At 69.7% G+C, this 18,902-nt stretch carries 18 protein-coding genes and 1 riboswitch; of the genes, 9 read left to right on the top strand and 9 right to left on the bottom strand.

Features of this window, described 5'->3' with window-relative positions; all coding sequences use genetic code 11:
• Positions 1 to 158 precede the first annotated feature (158 nt).
• From OG440_RS18770 to OG440_RS18760, 3 genes are all read left to right on the top strand, one after another.
• The gene (locus OG440_RS18770) at positions 159 to 1,271 is read left to right on the top strand and encodes a LacI family DNA-binding transcriptional regulator (protein ID WP_406007966.1); all 1,113 of its coding nucleotides are present in this window, start codon (positions 159 to 161) and stop codon (positions 1,269 to 1,271) included.
• A gap of 628 nt (positions 1,272 to 1,899) precedes the next feature.
• A complete protein-coding gene (locus tag OG440_RS18765) occupies positions 1,900 to 2,985 on the top strand; it encodes a metallophosphoesterase (RefSeq protein WP_406007965.1) in 1,086 nt (361 codons plus the stop codon).
• A gap of 227 nt (positions 2,986 to 3,212) precedes the next feature.
• Positions 3,213 to 4,088 carry a hypothetical protein gene (locus tag OG440_RS18760; protein WP_406007964.1) on the top strand — a complete coding sequence of 292 codons (876 nt, stop codon included), beginning with the start codon at positions 3,213 to 3,215 and terminating at the stop codon, positions 4,086 to 4,088.
• A gap of 252 nt (positions 4,089 to 4,340) precedes the next feature.
• Here the strand turns inward: OG440_RS18760 and OG440_RS18755 are convergent, their stop codons facing one another.
• The 4 genes from OG440_RS18755 to thiC all read right to left on the bottom strand — a co-directional run bounded on the left by OG440_RS18755 (position 4,341) and on the right by thiC (position 8,818).
• Entirely contained in the window at positions 4,341 to 5,840 is a 1,500-nt protein-coding gene (locus OG440_RS18755) for a VWA domain-containing protein (RefSeq protein WP_406007963.1), read from the bottom strand.
• Entirely contained in the window at positions 5,837 to 6,466 is a 630-nt protein-coding gene (locus tag OG440_RS18750) for a hypothetical protein (RefSeq protein WP_406007962.1), read from the bottom strand. The genes OG440_RS18755 and OG440_RS18750 overlap by 4 nt, the downstream gene beginning before the upstream one ends.
• A gap of 33 nt (positions 6,467 to 6,499) precedes the next feature.
• Positions 6,500 to 6,877 (bottom strand): hypothetical protein, encoded by a 378-nt coding sequence (locus OG440_RS18745; protein WP_406007961.1) that lies wholly within the window; start codon positions 6,875 to 6,877, stop codon positions 6,500 to 6,502.
• 114 nt (positions 6,878 to 6,991) lie between these two features.
• Positions 6,992 to 8,818: a phosphomethylpyrimidine synthase ThiC gene (gene thiC, locus OG440_RS18740; RefSeq protein WP_406007960.1), complete on the bottom strand. Its 1,827-nt coding sequence runs from the start codon at positions 8,816 to 8,818 to the stop codon at positions 6,992 to 6,994.
• Positions 8,811 to 9,000: riboswitch (TPP riboswitch) on the bottom strand. (Overlaps the previous gene by 8 nt.)
• Before the next feature lie 384 nt (positions 9,001 to 9,384).
• Here thiC and OG440_RS18735 point away from each other — a divergent pair.
• Positions 9,385 to 10,989, top strand: coding sequence for a YibE/F family protein (locus OG440_RS18735; RefSeq protein ID WP_406011391.1), 1,605 nt, complete (start codon positions 9,385 to 9,387; stop codon positions 10,987 to 10,989).
• A 161-nt stretch (positions 10,990 to 11,150) separates the two neighbouring features.
• On the opposite strand, the gene OG440_RS18730 is transcribed toward OG440_RS18735, so the two are convergent.
• The 4 genes from OG440_RS18730 to OG440_RS18715 form a co-directional block, all read right to left on the bottom strand.
• Positions 11,151 to 11,597 carry an SsgA family sporulation/cell division regulator gene (locus tag OG440_RS18730; protein WP_406007959.1) on the bottom strand — a complete coding sequence of 149 codons (447 nt, stop codon included), beginning with the start codon at positions 11,595 to 11,597 and terminating at the stop codon, positions 11,151 to 11,153.
• A gap of 100 nt (positions 11,598 to 11,697) precedes the next feature.
• Complete coding sequence (locus tag OG440_RS18725) at positions 11,698 to 12,555, bottom strand: IclR family transcriptional regulator (protein WP_406007958.1); 858 nt, start codon at positions 12,553 to 12,555, stop codon at positions 11,698 to 11,700.
• 205 nt (positions 12,556 to 12,760) lie between these two features.
• On the bottom strand, positions 12,761 to 12,973 hold the full coding sequence (locus OG440_RS18720; protein WP_020130691.1) for a DUF5326 family protein: 213 nt from the start codon (positions 12,971 to 12,973) through the stop codon (positions 12,761 to 12,763).
• Positions 12,974 to 13,203: 230 nt separating this feature from the next.
• Positions 13,204 to 13,521: a cupin domain-containing protein gene (locus OG440_RS18715; protein ID WP_406007957.1), complete on the bottom strand. Its 318-nt coding sequence runs from the start codon at positions 13,519 to 13,521 to the stop codon at positions 13,204 to 13,206.
• Between the two features lie 58 nt (positions 13,522 to 13,579).
• On the opposite strand from OG440_RS18715, the gene OG440_RS18710 reads away from it, so the two are divergent.
• The 5 genes from OG440_RS18710 to OG440_RS18690 all read left to right on the top strand — a co-directional run bounded on the left by OG440_RS18710 (position 13,580) and on the right by OG440_RS18690 (position 17,314).
• Positions 13,580 to 13,957, top strand: coding sequence for a phage holin family protein (locus OG440_RS18710; protein WP_406007956.1), 378 nt, complete (start codon positions 13,580 to 13,582; stop codon positions 13,955 to 13,957).
• Between the two features lie 7 nt (positions 13,958 to 13,964).
• Complete coding sequence (locus tag OG440_RS18705) at positions 13,965 to 14,456, top strand: low molecular weight protein-tyrosine-phosphatase (protein WP_406007955.1); 492 nt, start codon at positions 13,965 to 13,967, stop codon at positions 14,454 to 14,456.
• On the top strand, positions 14,453 to 15,610 hold the full coding sequence (locus OG440_RS18700; protein WP_406007954.1) for a cystathionine gamma-lyase: 1,158 nt from the start codon (positions 14,453 to 14,455) through the stop codon (positions 15,608 to 15,610). Before OG440_RS18705 ends, OG440_RS18700 begins: the two co-directional genes overlap by 4 nt.
• Positions 15,611 to 15,837: 227 nt before the next feature.
• Positions 15,838 to 16,743 carry a LysR family transcriptional regulator gene (locus OG440_RS18695; RefSeq protein ID WP_406007953.1) on the top strand — a complete coding sequence of 302 codons (906 nt, stop codon included), beginning with the start codon at positions 15,838 to 15,840 and terminating at the stop codon, positions 16,741 to 16,743.
• Positions 16,744 to 16,831: 88 nt separating this feature from the next.
• The gene (locus OG440_RS18690; protein ID WP_399470477.1) at positions 16,832 to 17,314 is read left to right on the top strand and encodes an NUDIX domain-containing protein; all 483 of its coding nucleotides are present in this window, start codon (positions 16,832 to 16,834) and stop codon (positions 17,312 to 17,314) included.
• 39 nt (positions 17,315 to 17,353) lie between these two features.
• Here the strand turns inward: OG440_RS18690 and OG440_RS18685 are convergent, their stop codons facing one another.
• On the bottom strand, positions 17,354 to 18,736 hold the full coding sequence (locus OG440_RS18685) for a globin domain-containing protein (protein WP_406007952.1): 1,383 nt from the start codon (positions 18,734 to 18,736) through the stop codon (positions 17,354 to 17,356).
• Positions 18,737 to 18,902 lie beyond the last annotated feature (166 nt).

Here is an 18,902-nt window from a genome sequence, read left to right as displayed (position 1 = left end):
GCTCATCCGTGCCGACACGTCACGTCCTGGCATTGGGTGGGTCAACTGCCTTACGTTCCATGGCACTTGACCCCTTCCAGCCTTGCAGAAACGTGCCTGTCAACGCGTGCATATGCGTCCGCCCTACCCCACCGAATGAGCCCTACTATCGGCTCGCCATGACAGCAGCAGGGAAGCACCAGGTGAGCCGCGCGGAAACCTCACGCCGAGGCAGCCGGCCGGGCCGAGCGGGCATCAGGGACGTGGCCGCCGCCGCCGGAGTCTCCATCACGACCGTCTCCGACGCCCTCAACGGCAAGGGCAGGCTCCCGGACGCCACCCGACGCCATGTCCGCGAGGTCGCCGACCGACTCGGCTACCGCCCCTCGGCGGCGGCCCGAACCCTCCGTACCGGCAAGTCGGGCCTCATCGGCCTGACCGTGACGACGTACGGGGATGAACCTTTCACCTTCACCGAGTTCGCGTACTTCGCGGAGATGGCGCGCGCCGCCACCTCCGCCGCGCTCGCCCGCGGCTACGCGCTCGTCATCCTCCCCGCGACCTCACGCCACGACGTCTGGTCCAATGTCGCCCTGGACGGCACGGTCGTCATCGACCCGTCCGACCAGGATCCGGTGGTCAGCGAGCTGGTCCGGCAGGGCTTACCGGTCGTCTCCGACGGCCGCCCGGCCGGCGCACTCCCGGTCACCGCATGGGTGGACAACGACCACGAGGCCGCCGTCCTCGACATCCTCGACCATCTGGCCGACGCCGGCGCCCGCCGCATCGGCCTGCTCACCGGCACCTCCACGGACACCTACACCCACCTGTCGACCAGCGCGTACCTGCGGTGGTGCGAGCGGGTGGGTCAGGATCCGGTCTACGAGGCCTACCCCGCACACGACCCGTGCGCGGGTGCGGTGGCCGCCGACCGGCTGCTGGCCCGCCCGGACCGCCCCGACGCCGTGTACGGCCTGTTCGACCCCAACGGCACCGACCTGCTCGCCGCGGCCCGCCGCTACGGCCTGCGGGTTCCCGAGGACCTGCTGATCGTGTGTTGCAGCGAGTCCACGGTGTACGCCAACACCGAACCGCCCGTCACGACCCTCTCGCTGAAACCGCGCCGCATCGGCACGGCGGTGGTCCAACTCCTCATCGACGCCATCGAGGGCGAGGAGACGGACCGTCCGGTCGAGCAGGTGATACCGACCGAACTGTTCGTACGCACCTCGTCGCAGCGACGCTCCCCTCGGACCACGGTCAGCCCGCCTCGGGCGCCGGAGGAGAAGTAACCCGCCGCCGCTCCCCACGCCCGACGCCATGGCGCGGATCGGGGGGAGCGGCGGCTTGTTCGGGGCAGGGGGCGATGGTGCGGTCCGTTCGCGGCGGCTGGGGTGCGGGCCGTCCGCGGCGGCTTGGACGGCCGCTCGGGCAGTCCGGTCGGGCAGTCCGGATCAGGCCGTCGGGGGCAAGCGGTCCGGGGCGGGCGCTCCGGGGGTGAGGCGCGTGCGGTTCGGGACCTGGACGCGTCAACGAAAGTTGGCGGGAGGCACGTACGGGCGATTTTCGGCGGTCTCGGCAACATCGGTCTCCGCTTCGGCCACAACGGCCTCGTCGTCCTCACTCCGGCCGCAGAAATCACCCTCGCCCGGCCCTTCCCGTCCCCCGGTCCGTCCGACGGGGCAGCCCGCGGGGGTGGGGCGCGGGTGCGGGCACGGTGCGCGCCGGGCGAGAGCGGACTGCCGAAGCCCGGCCCAATCGGGGCGAAAGCCGCGATGAACTGGAGCCTTGCTCCGATTCACCACCCCTGGGTCATCACACGGCACGATCCGCATTCCTATGATGGACGCACGGCACCGCGGGCCGCTGCGACCAGGCAGCCCGAAGGGTGCAGATGCGGCGCGATGGTGGAGGGGTCTGATGACTCAGGGGGCCGGTCAGGGACCCGAGGTGGAGCGGACGGCGACGTTGCGCGACTTCCGGGTGCCCGCTTACGTCCACGAGACCGGTCCGTACGACCCCGGCACGGAGCCGGGCAACGCCGCGCCGCCTCTCGAAGAGCCGCTGGAGCATCCCGACGGCTACACGCCCACCCAGCGCGACCTGCCCGTCATCAACCGGCGCGGCGACACCCTCCAGGTGGCCGTGGACCCGGCGGTCGTCCAGGCCCCGCAGCCCGCGACCGGTCCGGGACCGCTGTTCGTCGTCGGCGACGTCCACGGCTACCTCGACGAACTGGTGGCCGCGCTCCAGGAGAAGGGCCTCGTCGACTCCGCAGGCAACTGGTGCGCGGGCACCGCCCGGCTGTGGTTCCTCGGTGACTTCACCGACCGCGGCCCGGACGGCATCGGCGTCATCGACCTCGTCATGCGGCTGTCCGCCGAGGCCGCCGCGGCCGGCGGGTACTGCAAGGCCCTCATGGGCAACCACGAACTGCTGCTGCTCGGCGCCAAGCGCTTCGGCGACACGCCCGTCAACTCCGGTGCCGGCACCGCCACCTTCCAGGCGGCCTGGCTGCTCAACGGCGGCCAGAAGTACGACATGGACCGCCTCCAGGACCACCACCTCCAGTGGATGGCCCGCCTCGACGCGGTCGAGGAGGTCGACGGCCACCTGCTCGTGCACTCCGACACCACCGCCTACCTCGACTACGGCGACTCGATCGAGGCGGTCAACGACACCGTCCGCGAGACGATCACGCGCAATGACGCGGACGAGGTGTGGGACCTGTTCCGCAAGTTCACCAAGCGCTTCTCCTTCCGCGACGAGGGCGGCGCCGACGCCGTGCGCTCCCTGCTCGATACGTACGGCGGCACCCGCATCGTTCACGGCCACAGCCCGATTCCCTACCTGCTGGGCGAAGTCGGCTCCGAGGACGGCGAGGACAACGGCGGTCCGCACGTCGAGGGACCGCACCTGTACGCGGACGGGCTGGCCATCGCGATGGACGGCGGCGTGACGATGGCCGGAAAACTGCTGGTCCAGCAACTGCCCCTGGAAATCTGAGCGTTCCGGGGCGGCCCCCGGGCCGGTATCGGGGGCGGTTCCCGGGGCGGGAGTGCCCCCCTGTCGACCTGCCGGCGACATCGCAGGTCGGGGGCCAATTTCGGCAAACCCCCTGTCACCCCATGCCGTCACCGCTCTACCATCGGGTTATCCGTAGCAGGCTCCCCTCCGTTTCTGCCCGACGGCTCGTTGGCATGCGAGCCCCAAGCCCTACGGAGCATCGGGGGATGCAGATGAACAGCGTTCCGCAGCACCTGAACAGCGAGGACCGCCAAGAGTACGAGCGGATCCTCGACGAGGCGCTGCGCTCCGCCCCATATCACCCGGAACTGGCCGCGGTCGGACAGCGGCTCAACCCCGAACAGCTGCGCACCATGGCGCTCAACGCCTCCGCACTCATCACGGTGGCCGCGGCGGCCGAGTACCAGCACTACGTGAAGGTCCGCGAGGAACTGCGCCACCCCGCGCCGTCCACCCCGTCGTCCACGTCCGAGGCAGGCTCCGCGGAGCCGGGCGCGGCCGCGATGGGGCTCGCCACCACCATGGGGGAGGCGGCTCAGGCCGCCGAAGCGGCCGGCGCGGGCGCCGTCGCCGCCGTCCTGACCCCGGTACTCGCCGGGGCCGCCGCGGTGATCTTCCTGCTCGTCGGCTACCTCCTCAGGGCGCTCGACCCCGAGCAGGCGTTCGCCCGGACCATGGTCGCCGCCGGCTGGACGTTCGGGGCCGTGGCCGTGGCCGCGATCCTCGTCGCCACCGTCGCGCTGCTGCTCACCGCCCTGCGCAACCGGCCCTCCCTGGAGGCCGGACCGTACGGCGAACTGAGCGAGGAAGTCGACCAGGCCAGAGAAGCCTGGCGAGAAGCCCTGCTGCAACGCGGCATCCTGCCGTTCCTCCGGGAGGCCCTCACCGCTCCCGGCACGACGGCCGCCCTGCACACCGAACCGGCCCCACCGGCTCCCACCGGCCGTCTCCCGAAGATCGGCTACGACCGCCCCGGCTTCAGCAGCCCGGACGACGGCCGCTCGACCGGCCCGCGCCCGAGCTTCAGCAGCCCGGACTACACCAGCCCGGACTTCGGAGGCCCGGAGCACCAGCCGGAATAGGCACCCGGCTTGCGCCCCCGCCGCCCCGCCGAGGGGAGCGCAAGCCGTACGCCGGGCGCCGGACAGTCGGCGCCGTACAGCCGACGGCAGACGCCGGTGGCGGGCGGCGGGCGATCTGCGGGTCGTGGGTGGCTCCGGTGGAGAGCCGGCCAAGGGACCGATGGCCGGTGCTGCCTGCGGTGCTCAGCGCTGCCCTGTGCCGGACGGAGTCACGGGCGCGGGCACCCGTGAGCCGGACGTCCGGTCACCCCGTCAGAGGATGCCCGCCCGGCGGGCCGCGGTGATCCAGCTGGGGAACTCCGACAGCAGCCGGTCGTAGAGCTCCTGGTCCGGGACGGTGCTGATGTCGTCCACGGAGAAGAACCCCACGTTGTCGACGCGGCGTCCGGCCAGCGTGTCGAACCGCTCCAGAATCCCGTAGTCGGACCGGCCGAGCCCCACGAACTGCCAGAAGATCGGCTCCTCGACCGCAGCCCGCAGCTCCCGCTCGATCGCCGCGTCGCGGTGGACCCCTCCGTCGGAGAAGAAGAGCACCAAGGTCGGTGCAGCAGCCGGATTCTCCCGGACATAGGACCTGACCTGGGCAATCGCCTTCTGTTCCTCGTTCTGGATGCCGATCGAGCGCATGTCGACCTGACCCGGCTCCATCCCCTTGCGGGGTTTCCTGCCGCGCCGGAACAGACTGATCTCGCCCACCCTCACATGCAGCCGCAGCCACTCGGGGAGCTCGCCCAACCGCAGGTCCGGAAGGCGCGCGGCCTCGCTGGCGAAGGTCCAGGCCTGCATTTCGCCGTCGTCGTCCAGTTCCGCCGCCACCGCCGCCATGCGCTCCACGACGTCGGCCACCACGCCACGTGAATACAGGAACGCCATGGACCCCGAGGCATCGAGGACGAGCACGATCCGCGCGCTGATCCCCAGCGCCCCTTGCTTGCGCAGACTGACGGCGACCTGCTCCTTGCGCAGGGACAACCGCTTACGCATGTCGACGGGAAGCCGCTCCTCCCCCTTGCTCGGACGAGGTCCGCCGGGCGGTGTGCCTGCCGAGAGGGTGCTCGGCGCTGGGGGGTCTGCCGGCGGGGTGTGTGTCGGGGGCGTACCTGTCGGTGCGGTGGGCGCGGGGGTGACGCTCCATGGAGTCACCGCAGGTGGAGCGGCCGCTGGCGGGTTGAGCGGGGTGGCAGCCGGGCGGTTGAGCGGGGTGGCCGTCGGCTCCGGCTCTTCGTCGACCGTGATCCCGAAGTCCGTGGCAACCCCCGCCAGCCCGGAGGCGTACCCCTGCCCGACGGCCCGGAACTTCCAGCGCCCTTCGCGCCGGTACAGCTCACCCGCGATGAACGCGGTCTCCGTCTCGGCCCGCATCTCGAACCGGGCCACCTCCGTTCGCCCGTCGCCGCCGAGCAGCCTCAAGGTCAGGCCGGTCACCTGACCGAAGGAGCCGCCGTCGGCCGATGCGCACAGCACCACACGCGTGATGGCGCCTTCCAGCGAGCGCAGGTCCACCTGGACGGTGTCGGTCAGCACACCGGCATCGCTCCGCTTGCCGACGTGCCGCACGGCGCCGGACGCGTGCACGGGCTGGTTGTAGAAGACGAAGTCCCCGTCGTCACGTACCCGTCCGTCCTGCGCCAGCAGCAGCGCCGAAGCATCGATGTCCGGCCCACCGGCGCTTTCGGCCCAGCTGAGTTCGACCCGTACGTCCGCCTCGTCGACCGGCAGATTGGCACCCTTGCTCAGGAATCGCGCTGTCATGGACGCAAGTGTGCCGAGCCGGCGCCCCGAGGCAACCGGACGAACGCGATGCTTTCCTCCTGGGCGACCGCCAGGAGCGTGCCGTCGGGACGCATGGCCGCGACGGGTGTCGGTATGTGGGTGACTCCGTAGGCTCCGTCACGGCGGGACACCTTCACCTCGGGCCATTCCGCCGGCACTTCACCGGTCATGACGTCGATCAGCCGAGGGTGCCCGTGCAGCGAGACGACACGGCCACCACCCGCCATCAACGTGCCGACCTCGAAGTCGACGGAACTCCGACGCAGCCACGCGCGTCGGGACAGGGACCACACTCCTATCCGGCCAGGTCCGAGGTCGGGGCCGTCGTCGTCCTGGTCCTCGTCATCGTCATCGTCGTCGTCGTCGTCGAGATGCTCGCCTCCGGTAGCCACAGCCAGCAGGTCGTCGTCGAGCCAGCAGGCCGAGACCACCTCCGCATCGATCCCGGGCCGCGTCGGCAGCACCCCGTGCCCATCCAGTACGGCAGGGTCTGCCAGGGCTCTCTCCAGATCGAAGACCTCGACGATTCCGTACGGGTGCCACAACCAGCCGGCCACCAGCAGGTGCCTGCCGTCCCCGGTCACCGACAGCCGGGAATGGAACACGTCCTTCGCCTCGCGGGCGCCGGTGGTGAGCCGCTACCCGGACGCCACGTCCTCGATCTGGAGCACGTTGCACTCCTCCGGGCAGTGGATCAGGACCTCCCGGCCGTCCCTCAGAATCCCCAGGGCCACCGGGTAGTCGTAGTCCTCGGCATGGTCCGGGCTGCGCGTCAGTTCACGGAGGAGATGTGTCCCCTCCAACAAGCGCGCCTCGGTCCCCCGTTCCGCGTAGACGACGCTGTAGCGGCCCGACGGCGAGACGGCACCTCTGTCGAAGGCGGGACCGTGATCGACGGCCGTGCGGCGCTCCACACCGTCGCTGCTCCATACCCGGCCGCCGACCACGTCGACCAGCTCATCGCCCCGCCAGGCCAATGACCGGACCGGCGCCGTCGACTTCACCCATTCCAACAACGTCGTCTCTCCCCCTCGGTGACGACCCCTCCTGGCGCTGCCCCCAGGCCCGACCTCAGGTCCCCGCCCGAGCTCAGGTGTCGGACCTCGGAGGACAGCGCCGATCCAGGTACGTCAGTCAGCCAGCGGCAGGTACACCCGGTTCCCGCTCGCCGCGAACTCCTTCGACTTCTCCAGCATGCCCTCGGCGATCTCCTCCGGTGAGGCCCCGTCGGCCGCCCCGGCGCCGAACCGTTCGTTGATGCTCTGGCTGATCTTCATCGAGCAGAACTTCGGCCCGCACATCGAGCAGAAGTGCGCCGTCTTCGCCGGCTCCGCGGGGAGTGTCTCGTCGTGGAACTCCCGTGCGGTGTCCGGGTCGAGGGCGAGGTTGAACTGGTCTTCCCAGCGGAACTCGAAACGGGCGTCGGACAGCGCGTCGTCCCATTCCTGCGCACCCGGGTGCCCCTTGGCGAGGTCGGCTGCGTGGGCGGCGATCTTGTAGGTGATGACGCCGGTCTTGACGTCGTCACGGTTGGGCAGGCCCAGATGCTCCTTGGGCGTGACATAGCAGAGCATGGCCGTGCCCCACCAGGCGATCATCGCCGCACCGATGCCGGAGGTGATGTGGTCGTACGCGGGCGCGACGTCCGTCGTCAGCGGGCCGAGCGTATAGAACGGAGCTTCATCACAGATCTCCTGTTGAAGGTCGATGTTCTCCTTGATCTTGTGCATCGGGACATGGCCCGGGCCTTCGATCATCGTCTGAACATGGAAACGCTTCGCGATCCGGTTGAGTTCCCCGAGTGTCCTCAACTCGGCGAACTGCGCAGCGTCGTTGGCGTCCGCGATGGAACCGGGCCGCAATCCGTCGCCCAGCGAATAGGTGACGTCGTAGGCGGCGAGGATCTCGCAGAGCTCCTCGAAGTTCTCGTAGAGGAACGACTCCTTGTGGTGCGCGAGGCACCAGGCCGCCATGATCGAACCGCCGCGCGAGACGATGCCGGTCTTGCGGTTCGCGGTGAGCGGGACGTACGGGAGGCGGACGCCGGCGTGGACGGTCATGTAGTCCACCCCCTGCTCCGCCTGCTCGACGACCGTGTCCTTGTAGATCTCCCAGGTGAGCTCTTCCGCGCGGCCGTCGACCTTCTCCAGCGCCTGGTACAGCGGCACCGTGCCGATGGGGACCGGGGAGTTGCGCAGCACCCACTCGCGGGTGGTGTGGATGTTGCGGCCGGTCGACAGGTCCATGACCGTGTCGGCGCCCCACCGGGTCGCCCAGGTCATCTTCTCGACCTCCTCCTCGATGGAGGACGTCACCGCCGAGTTGCCGATGTTGGCGTTGACCTTCACCAGGAACCGCTTGCCGATGATCATCGGCTCGATCTCCGGATGGTTGACGTTGGCCGGCAGTACGGCGCGGCCCGCCGCGATCTCCTCGCGAACCACCTCGGGAGAAACGTTCTCCCGGATGGCCACGAACTCCATCTCGGGTGTGACCTCCCCCCGGCGCGCATAGGCGAGCTGAGTGACCGCCTCACCGTCCCTGCCCCGGCGCGGCAGGCGCGGCCGACCCGGGAAGACCGCGTCGAGGTTGCGCAGACCGCCGCGTGGCGAGGTGTGCTTGATGCCGTCGTCCTCGGGGCGGACCGGACGGCCCGCGTACTCCTCGGTGTCGCCCCGGGCGATGATCCAGTTCTCCCGCAACGGCGACAGGCCCCTGCGGACGTCGGTCTCGACGAGTGGATCGGTGTACGGGCCGGACGTGTCGTACAGGGTGACCGATTCTCCGTTGGTGAGATGCACCTGACGAACCGGCACCCGGAGATCGGGGCGAGCGCCCTCGATGAACCCCTTGTGCCAGCCGATGGACTTCCCGGCCTCCGAGGCGTTCACGTCGACCGTGCTCTCGCTGGTCGCGTTCTGCGTGAAGGCAGGCGTGCGTGCGTCCTTGTTGGTCATAAGACCTACTCCCTACGCCGGCATTACCCGGTAACAGGTTCGGCGGTCGACGCAGCGGCTACCGCCTGCCGATGTTTCATGTGAAACATCACTCGATTCGAGAGACGTTCCACGTGAAACATCGCGAAGACGGAGGTCAGCGCCCTCTCAGCCCGGTGCTCCGAGCTCCCGCGTGTGCAAAGGTTGCCTCCACGCTAGCGTCAATTCTGGCGCGGTGAACAGAGGGCCCGTGTCGTTCTTGCGATGATCGGTCGGTGACCACGACACACCAGCCCCCGTACCCGCCGCCCGAGCCGCCCCGCCGACCGGGCGCCGGCAGCGGCCCCGGCAATGGCTCGGGCAATGGCTCCGGCAACGGTTCCGTCGGCGGCCCCAGAGGCGACCGCGACTTCGGCGACGGTCACGACCACCCGCACAACCCCGACCGCGGCCCGGGATACGCCGGCGGGCTCGGCGGGCTGAGACGCGCCGCGGCTCCTGGCGGGCAAGGACCCGGCTACGGCAACGGCCAGGGATACGGGGACCGTCAGGGCCACGGGGACAGCCAGGAGTACGGAAACAGGCCCGTGCCCGGCCAGGAGTACGGCCCCGGCCACGGCGCCGGTCCTCGTCCGGGCCAGGGCCCTCGTCCTGATCCCGGTCACGGCTCTGCTCCGGGTGACGGATACGGCTTCGACCGCGAGCACGGTCATGGGCAGAGCCTCGACGGCGGTCATGGTGGCGGCACCGGGAGCGGTCACAGCGCGGGCGACGGCGGTGGTCACGGCCATGGCCCGGGCGACGGGCACGGCTCCGGTTCCGGCGGTGGGCACGGGCATTCGCACAGCCACAGTCACGGCCCGGCCGCTCCCGTCTCCCAGCACCTGCGCAAGGTCATCGCGGCCATCCTCATCCCGTTCGGCGCCGCGGTCCTGGTGGGCCTCGTGGTGTTGTGGCCCGGCGGGGCCCCGGCCCACGAGCGCACCGGAGTCGGCTTCGACCGGCAGACCCAACAGGCCACGGTCACCAAGGTCGTGAGCGTGAGCTGCGCGTCGGTGAACGCCTCGGGCGAGACCCCGACCGGCGACACCTCCACCGCCGAGGGCTCCTCCGCGCAGCAGCAGGCGAGCGGCGCCTGCAAGCGGGCCACGATCCGGGTGGACACGGGCGACGACAAGGGCCGTACGTTCACCGAGATCGTCCAGCCTGACCAGTCACGGCAGTTGGAGCAGGGCGAGAAGGTCGTGGTCGCCTACGAGCCCTCCGCGCCGAAGGACCTCCAGTACTCGGTCACCGACGTGAACCGCCGCATCCCCATGGCCGTCCTGGCCATCATCTTCGCGGTCGCCGTCGTGGTCGTCGGACGGCTGCGGGGCGTCATGGCGTTGGTCGCCCTGGCCATCAGCTTCATGGTGCTGAACTTCTTCGTCCTGCCCGCGATCCTTCAGGGGTCGAACCCGCTGGTGGTGGCGGTGGTGGGATCGAGTGCCATCATGCTGATCGCGCTGTATCTCTGTCACGGGCTCTCGGCCCGTACGTCCGTCGCCGTGCTCGGCACCCTGATCTCACTGCTGCTGATCGGCGTCCTCGGTTCGCTGTTCATCGACTGGGCCGCGCTGACCGGCAACACGGACGACAACACCGGCCTGATCCACGGCCTGTACCCGTCGATCGACATGAGTGGTCTGCTGCTGGCCGGCATCATCATCGGCTCGCTCGGCGTGCTCGACGACGTGACGGTCACCCAGACCTCGGCGGTCTGGGAACTGCACGAGGCCAACCCCGCGATGGGCTGGCGCGGCCTGTACCGGGCCGGTATCCGCATCGGCCGTGACCACATCGCGTCCGTGGTGAACACGCTCGTTCTCGCCTACGCCGGTGCCGCGCTACCGCTGTTGCTGCTCTTCTCGATCGCGCAGAGCAGCGTGGGCGCCGTCGCCAACAGCGAGCTGGTCGCCGAGGAGATCGTGCGCACCCTGGTCGGCTCGATCGGCCTGGTCGCCTCCGTGCCCGTCACGACGGTTCTGGCGGCCCTGGTGGTCTCCGCGGACCGGCCAGGCTCGGGCAAGGCACCCGGGACGGCTACGGAAGCGGCTCCGGCGATTCCGGCTGCGGCGACGGCCACGGGCGCGGGCACGGGCATGAGCAGCGCCCAGGTCCGGGGCGGCCGGGGCAGGCGGCGCAAGCGCTGAGGCGGGAGAGCGCCCGAGTGCCGACACCATCGGCCTGCTCCGGGCGCGCCACGCGTGCCCGGCACAGCCGTTCAGCGCCTGCGTCCCGCCGTGAAGAAGCGTTCCTGCACAACACCGATCGCTGTGCGGCACGCGGCACCCTTCGTCGCTTCGCCATCACGTCAGCCGGCGCTCTGCTCCTCCGCCAGGATCCGGTCCAGCGCCTCGTCCAAATGCGTGTCGAAATCGGCGAGAGCACCCTCCTGGCCCAACGGAACCAGCTTGTCGGTGCGGTCGAGGAACGCCACCAACGGGGCCGCCGACGAGCGGAACAGCGCCTGGTCGCCGCCTACCTGAAGACGGATCAGGACCTCCCCCAGCACATCGGGATCCACCGGCGAGACACGGACATCCCCCTCGCCGCACGGCCTGCCCACCCCGTCGATGAGCAACTCGCGCCCGAAGGCCCAGGTCACCGGGGCATCACCGGGCAGATGGAAGGTCAGTCGCACGGCATAGGGATCGCACGACTCGTAACCCAGCTCCACCGGAATGCGGAACGAGAGCTCCTCGGAGACGAGGAAGCTCATCATGACCTCTGCCTGTACTGCCTGTACCGACTCGCGCATCGCCTAACCCCGTCACTTACCGCCGACTGGCCGGGAATGGACCTTCTGACACTGCACGCATCTTGCAGAAAGTACACAACAGATCACAAGGAGTGAGTTTTCAGATACTGATAGAGATCGCCAGCGACCCCATCAGCCGTCCGACCTCGCTCTGAAGTTGCCGAGCCGCGGGCAGCAAACGGTCCGCCTGATGGGCGGGCAGAGAGATCGCCATCGTGGCCGCCGTGGTGCCCACGGTGATCGGAATGGCGGCGCACACGGTACCCAGCGCGTACTCCTGCCGTTCGACGACCGGCTCCATCCGCCGCATCCGCTCCAGGCGCCGCAACAGACTGTGGTTGTCACGCACCGTGTACGGGGTGATCGACTGCGCGGGATAGCGCTGCAGGTGGTCGCGGCGGGCGTCCTCGTCCAACTGGGCGAGCAGGCACTGGCCGATGGCGTGCGCGTGTCCGGTCTCGCCGAAGTCGGCCCACTCCTCGACCGCCGGATTGCCCGGGGTGTCGGAAACGCACATGATCTCGATCTCGCCGTCGCGGTACCTGGCGTAGTACACGGGAACACCGATCGAATCGCGCCACTGGGCGAGCGTGTCGGCGACCGTGCTGCGACGTTTCTGCGCCGCTCCGCTCCTGCCGAGCCGTTCAGCCGCCTCACCGAGGAAGAACAGCCCTTTGTCCCGTCGCAGATAGCCCTCGTGCACAAGGGTTCGCAGCAGGTGGTAGGCCGTGGGCAGCGCGAGCCCGGTCTCGCGGGCGAGTTGTTTGGCCGGAGCCCCGTACTCGTGCTCCGCGACGGATTCCAGCAGTCGCATGGCGCGCTGGACGGAGCCGATGAGGGTGGCGGCGGAGTGTGGGTGCTCGGGGGTGGTCGTGTTCGGTGGGCGTTGCAGCGGGGGCGCGGCGGAACGCGGCCGGGCGGGGGGTGCGAACGGTTCTGCCGATGCGGTGTCAACCATGACCAAGGGTCACTTCCGAAGCGCGAGGGGGGAGGCCCGTGCGGGGGGACACGGGAGGGGGGTGTGCGCCACTCGCGGGTTCGTTCCCCGCGACGAGTTCCGGACTTTAACCGTCTGCCACCGCTCACAGACGGGCTGTCAGGGAAACTTCCCCCGGCCGAGGGAACAGGCGAATCCTGTTACCGCCCATCGGCCCCCACACCGCTCACCAGTCGCTGCGTGACGAGGAACTCGACGTGAACTTCCTTACGACGTAGATCAGTCCGCCGACCAGGGCCACGAAAACCAGCAGCTTGAAGAGCAGGCCGATCACGAACCCGACGACGCTGGCTATCAGACCGCCGAACACGACCAGGGCGATGACCGGCACCGCGACCCACTTCACCCACCACGGCATTCCCGCGAAGATCTCTCGCATCGCCCTTGTCCTCATCCTCTTCGGTCGATACCCGGCACCCCTGTCGGGCCGGAGCGTTTCGATGTCCTGCTGCCGATGCTAGGTCCGAAGGGGGTGCCGACGGGGGCTCCGCATCCCTTGTCCTCCCCTGACCGAACCCTGAGGGAACCCCGAGGCCGCCGGTCGACCGGCAGAAGGACACGCTCAGGACGGGCACCAGGAGAAGCGGCTCGGTCTCGGGCGGGAACGGCTCAGGCCTCGGGTGGTGAGAAGACGACCATCACGCGCAGGTCCTCGCTGATGTGATGGAACTTGTGGGCGACCCCCGCCGGGACGTACACCACACTGCCTCGCGCCACCTGCGTGGTCTCCAGGCCGACCGTGATCGAGGCGCGTCCGCTCACGACGAAGTACACCTCGTCCTGGTGGTGCGGATTCTGCGGATCATGCGCACCGGCGTCGAGCGCGTACAGTCCGACCGACATGTTCCGTTCGCGCAGAAACTGCAGATAGGCACCGTCGTTGGCGGCTCGCTCCGCCTCCAGTTCATCCAACCGGAATGCCTTCATCGACCTTGTCCGCCCTCGTCCGGTGCTCGTTCTCGATCTCTCTGCCACGATCAGACACATGAAGAATTTCGTAGTCAAGACGATCGCCAACGCAGGCGCCCTGGCGGTCGCCGTCTGGCTGCTCGAGAAGATCACTCTGACCGGTGACAGCACGGGCAAGAAGACCGGCACGCTCATAGTCGTCGCACTGCTTTTCGGCCTGGTGAACTTCCTCGTCAAGCCGATCGTGAAGGTCCTGACCTTCCCCCTGTTCATCCTCACGCTCGGCCTGATCACCCTGGTGGTCAACGCGCTGATGCTGCTGCTGACCTCGTGGCTGGCCGACAAGCTCGACCTGAGCTTCCACGTGGAGGGCTTCTGGACCGCCGTCCTGGGCGGCCTGATCATTTCCGTCGTCTCCTGGGCCCTCAACGTCGTCATGCCCGACGGAGACTGAGCCGGCGATGACCTACCGCGTCTGTTTCGTCTGCACCGGCAACATCTGCCGCTCGCCGATGGCCGAGTCGGTCTTTCGCGCGCGCGTGGACGACGCCGGTCTCGAGGGACTGATCGAGGCCGAGAGCGCCGGCACCGGCGACTGGCACGAGGGCGAGAACGCCGACCCGCGTGCCCTGTCCGTCCTGGAGGAGCACGGATACGCCCTCGACCACACGGCCCGGCGCTTCGAACCGTCCTGGTTCACCCGCCTCGACCTCGTCATAGCCCTCGACTCCGGCCATCTCAAGGCCCTGCGCCTCCTGGCACCCACGAAGGAGGACGCGGCGAAGATACGGCTGCTTCGGTTCTACGACCCCGCGGCGGCCGACGACCTCGACGTCCCCGACCCCTACTACGGGGGCCTGAGCGGCTTCGAGGAATGCCTTGAGATGGTGGAGGAGGCGAGCACCGGTCTGCTCGCCGCCGTACGAGACGACGTGGAAGGACGAGTGGCATGAGCGGATCCGCTACCGAGGGAGAGCTCCCCAGAGGCCCCGGCGAGGGCACGCGCGCGGTGCGGGCGGGGCTGCCCGAGCCGGTGAAGTACGAGCCGACCCTTCCCGGGCCGGTGTTCGCGGCGCACTTCCACCTGCCGGGCGAGCCCACCGGGCCGTACACCTACGGCCGTGACGAGAACCCGACCTGGACCCACCTGGAACACGCGATCGGCGAGCTCGAGGCGCCGGGCCAGGACGACGTGGAAACGCTCGTCTTCGCCTCCGGCATGGCCGCGATCTCGTCGGTGCTGTTCTCCCAGCTGAGGGCCGGCGACACCGTCGTACTGCCCGCCGACGGCTACCAGGTGCTGCCCCTGGTGCGCGCGCAGCTGGAGGCGTACGGCATCGAGGTACACACCGCGCCGACCGCCGACGATGCCCAGCTGGACGTCATGGACGGCGCGAAGCTGCTGTGGATCGAGTCCCCCTCGAACCCCGGGCTCGACGTGTGCGACATCCGGCGGCTCGTCGAGGCGGCACACGCGCGTGGCGCTCTGGTGGCCGTGGACAACACACTCGCCACCCCGCTCGGGCAGCGCCCGCTGGAACTCGGCGCCGACTTCTCGGTGGCCAGCGGCACCAAGCAGCTCACGGGCCACGGCGACGTCCTCCTCGGCTACGTCACCGGGCGGGCCGGTGCGCCGATGACGGCCGTACGGCGCTGGCGCAAGATCGTCGGAGCGATCCCGGGGCCCATGGAGGCCTGGCTCGCGCACCGGTCGATCGCCACCCTCGAGTTGCGTGTCGAGCGGCAGAACACCACCGCCATGGCCGTGGCCGAGGCTCTGCGGGGCAGGCCCGAGGTGAGCGGGCTGCGGTATCCGGGGCTGCCGGACGACCCGTCCCACAAGGTGGCCTCGCGGCAGATGCGTCGCTACGGGTGCGTGATCTCCTTCACGCTGTCCACGCGCGCGCGGGCCGAGCGTTTCCTCGACGCCCTGCGACTCGTGGACGACGCGACGAGCTTCGGCGGCGTGCGCTCCACCGCGGAGCGGCGCGGGCGCTGGGGCGGGGACGCGGTGCCGGAGGGCTTCATCCGGCTGTCCGTCGGTGCCGAGGATCCCGCGGACCTGGTGGCGGATGTGCTGCGCGCGCTGGAGGAGTCGGCGCGGTGACCGCCTTACGGACGCCCCACCGGGCCCCGCTACGCGCAACGGACGGTCCGAGCCTCCCCCCTCGTGGCTCGGACCGTCCTCGGTTCTGTATACGAAGAACCGCGCGAACAAGGCTAGTTGACTCTGTGTCAGTGTCCAATCACAGTAGCGACAGAGACCTATCGACTTATTTATAGTTGAGCCCTGCCTGAGAGCTGGAGGAAGGCCGGGAAAAGGGAGGACGCTCCGTGGATCTGGCCTTGCTGCGCACCTTCGTTACCGTGCACCGGGCCGGTTCCTTCACTCGCGCCGCCGCTCTGCTGGGACTGTCCCAGCCGGCCGTCACCTCCCAGATCCGCACCCTGGAACGGCAGCTGGGCCGCCCCCTGTTCCTGCGGCGGGCCCGCGGCGTGACGCCGACGAGCATCGGCGACGAGCTCGCCCACAAGGCCGCTCCCCACCTCGACGCCTTGGTGGAGATCGCCGGGACCGGCCCCGAGGACGAGTCCGCCGTGCGGACGCTGCATCTCGCCGGTCCGCCCGAGTTCACCGCCGAGCGGGCTCTTCCCGCGCTCACCGGACTGTCCGGCGACGACGGCCAGGGGTTCGCCCTGCGTGCCTCGTTCGGAAACGCCGAGGAGGTCCTGGAAGGCCTGGCTGCCGGACATCACGACCTGGCCATCAGCACGGCTCGACCACGCGGGGCACTGCTCACGGCCACTGCGCTGTGCGACGAGGAACACGTCCTGGTCGCCGCCCCGCAGTGGAACGAACGGATCGACGTCGGGAGGCTGTACCGCAAGGGCGCGCCCGCCCTGGAGAACCTGCCGGTCGTCGAGGTCCACGAGTCGCTGCCCCTGGTCTCCCGCTACTGGGCCTCCGTCTTCGACTCGCGCCCCGCCGCTTCGGGCACCGTCATCGTGCCCGACCTGCGCGCGGTCCTCGCGTGCGCCGCCGCGGGGGCCGGTCTGGCGGTCCTGCCCCGCTATCTGTGCGCGGCCGCCCTGGAGCGTGGGGACATCGTCGCGCTGCACGAGCCGGCGGTGCCACCGCTACGGACCTACCTTCTCGTGGCGCGCACCGGAACGCTGGCGACGCCGCATATCGCGCGGGCCCACGAGTGGCTGCTGGGCGCCGCCACCGCCTGGTACTGACCCGGTTTTCGGGTCGCGACGGCTAAAGAACCTGCCCGGTGACCTCTCACGATGTTTCACGTGGAACCAGCCGGGCCACATTTCTCCCATGACCGTCCGACCCGTGGTCAAGCGCACCGCACGAGCCGTTCTGCTGGACGGCGACAACCTGATCCTGATCAAGCGCACCAAGCCCGGTGTGGATCCCTACTGGGTCACGCCCGGTGGCGGAGTCGAACCGGATGACGCGACCGTGGTGGACGCCCTGCACCGCGAGGTGCACGAGGAGCTCGGCGCCAAGATCACCGACGTGGTGCCCTGCTTCGTCGACACCGTCGAGCACATCGGTGATGACGGGGGTGCCACCGGAGTCAAGGTGCAGCACTTCTTCGTCTGCCGTCTGGAGTCCATGGACCTTTCCCAGCGACACGGCCCCGAGATCGAGGAACCGGCCGGCGAGTACGAGATCGTCCGCGTGCCGTTCACGCGGGTCGGGATCGCCTCCGTCCACCTCGTGCCGCTGTCGCTGCGGCACTACCTCGACGGCAACATCGAGGGTGTCCGCGCCATGCACGCACCCGACCTCGGCTGAGCGCCCCGAGCCCGGCCCAGCGTCCTGCCGGGCGCCGGGTCAGCTTCCGGCTGCGACGAGCTCCTCGACGGAGTCGTGGCGTATGCGCTCGGGGGGCATGCCGACGCCACGCAGGGCGTCCACCCCGCTGCGGATCATCCCGGGCGGGCCGGAGACATAGGCGTCGTGCCCGGCCCAGGGTCCGAAGGTACGGATCGCGTGGGGCAACTGGAGCAGGCCGGGCCGGTCGACCACCGGGCGGACCTCCAGCCAGGGATGGGACCGCTGGAGCCGGAGCATCGTGTCGATGTCGTACAGGTCATGGTCGCTGCGCGCGCCGTAGAACACCTCCACCGGGCGCCGGGTGCCGTGCTCGGCCACATCCTCGACCAAGGCCTTGATGGGGGCTATACCGGTGCCGCCTCCCAGGCAGAGCAGCCCGCTGTTCCTGCTGTGGTCGACGGTCATCGAACCGGCCGGGGGACCGAGCCGGATGACGTCGCCGGGCCGGGCGCGGTGCACGAGGGCGCTGGAGACCCAGCCTGCGGGCACGGCCTTCACATGGAACGCCAGCAGACCGTCGGAGCGGGGCGCCGAAGCGAAGGAGTAGTGCCGCCAGATCCGCGGCCACCAGGGCGTCTCCAGGCTCGCGTACTGCCCGGCGAGGAAGGGATAGGGCTGGTGGGGGCGGACGGTGAGGACCGCCACATCCGGTGTTCGGAGGTCGTGCGTGACGACCTCCGCGTACCACCAGGGCGGCGCGCGCAGTTCGTCACCGGCCGCCGCGTCGATCATGATCTGCGACATCGTGGTGTAGGTCCGGACCCAGGCCGCCTCCGTCTCGGCGTTCCACACGGCTCCGGCGTACTGGCTCAGCGCGCCGATGAGGCACTCGCCGACGGCCGGATAGTGCTCGGCCCTGGTGCCGTACTTGCGGTGCCCACGGCCCAGGTTCTGGAGGTATGCGACAAGGACCGCTCGGTTGTCCATGTGCTCGGCGGCGGTGAGCAGCGCCTTGAGGAGCCGGTCCCGCTGGGCGTCCATCGCGGGCGGGAACAACGAGCGCAGGTCGGGATGGCGGACGAACAGCAGCGCATAGAAGTAGGACGTGACCTTGTCGGCCACCGGGGCCACCTCGGCCATCGTGCGCCGGACGAGAACGGCGTCCGGTGACGCGTCGCCGACGGGCGTCGCCCGCCGAGCGGGCAGCAGGGAATCGACCGACGAGGCGGCGAACCGCAGCACGGTCGAACGGGCCTCGGCAGGGCCGGCCTGGATCGGGGAGGCCGACGCCGACGGCTGCTGCGGCTCCGGCAACTGCTGCTGCTGCGGAGCCGGGTCCGGCTGCTTGTCCGAGGTGAACCATCCGTCCCCGCCGCCGGGCGGGCCGTTGTCGGCGGACCTGTCGGCCGGAGCGTCCATGATGTGCCTCGCCTCGAACATCTGTCGGTAGGTCTGCGCAATTCCTGTTTCGGAAAGTGTCTGCTTCCCTTGCGGACGGCTTGTCGCAGACGGCTTGCATTTCTGTTCGGTTCCACGACCGGGAACCTCACGGGCCACGGGTATTTCCCTTCGCAGCCGCGCGTGAGGCGAGTGCGCGAAGAGGGTG

The organism is Streptomyces sp. NBC_00637 (assembly GCF_045161545.1).
GTDB lineage: Bacteria > Actinomycetota > Actinomycetes > Streptomycetales > Streptomycetaceae > Streptomyces.
Note: the sequence above shows the minus strand (reverse complement) of the source record. Positions and strands in the feature narration are given on the sequence as shown.

Coding starts and splice junctions, on each gene's coding strand:
- OG440_RS18770 (WP_406007966.1), top strand. CDS start 159: ATGACAGCAGCAGGGAAGCACCAGGTGAGCCGCGCGGAAACCTCACGC.
- OG440_RS18705 (WP_406007955.1), top strand. CDS start 13,965: ATGACCTACCGCGTCTGTTTCGTCTGCACCGGCAACATCTGCCGCTCG.
- OG440_RS18710 (WP_406007956.1), top strand. CDS start 13,580: ATGAAGAATTTCGTAGTCAAGACGATCGCCAACGCAGGCGCCCTGGCG.
- OG440_RS18730 (WP_406007959.1), bottom strand. CDS start 11,597: ATGCGCGAGTCGGTACAGGCAGTACAGGCAGAGGTCATGATGAGCTTC.
- OG440_RS18720 (WP_020130691.1), bottom strand. CDS start 12,973: ATGCGAGAGATCTTCGCGGGAATGCCGTGGTGGGTGAAGTGGGTCGCG.
- OG440_RS18760 (WP_406007964.1), top strand. CDS start 3,213: ATGCAGATGAACAGCGTTCCGCAGCACCTGAACAGCGAGGACCGCCAA.
- thiC (WP_406007960.1), bottom strand. CDS start 8,818: ATGACCAACAAGGACGCACGCACGCCTGCCTTCACGCAGAACGCGACC.
- OG440_RS18715 (WP_406007957.1), bottom strand. CDS start 13,521: ATGAAGGCATTCCGGTTGGATGAACTGGAGGCGGAGCGAGCCGCCAAC.
- OG440_RS18690 (WP_399470477.1), top strand. CDS start 16,832: ATGACCGTCCGACCCGTGGTCAAGCGCACCGCACGAGCCGTTCTGCTG.
- OG440_RS18685 (WP_406007952.1), bottom strand. CDS start 18,736: ATGTTCGAGGCGAGGCACATCATGGACGCTCCGGCCGACAGGTCCGCC.
- OG440_RS18765 (WP_406007965.1), top strand. CDS start 1,900: ATGACTCAGGGGGCCGGTCAGGGACCCGAGGTGGAGCGGACGGCGACG.
- OG440_RS18700 (WP_406007954.1), top strand. CDS start 14,453: ATGAGCGGATCCGCTACCGAGGGAGAGCTCCCCAGAGGCCCCGGCGAG.
- OG440_RS18725 (WP_406007958.1), bottom strand. CDS start 12,555: ATGGTTGACACCGCATCGGCAGAACCGTTCGCACCCCCCGCCCGGCCG.
- OG440_RS18755 (WP_406007963.1), bottom strand. CDS start 5,840: ATGACAGCGCGATTCCTGAGCAAGGGTGCCAATCTGCCGGTCGACGAG.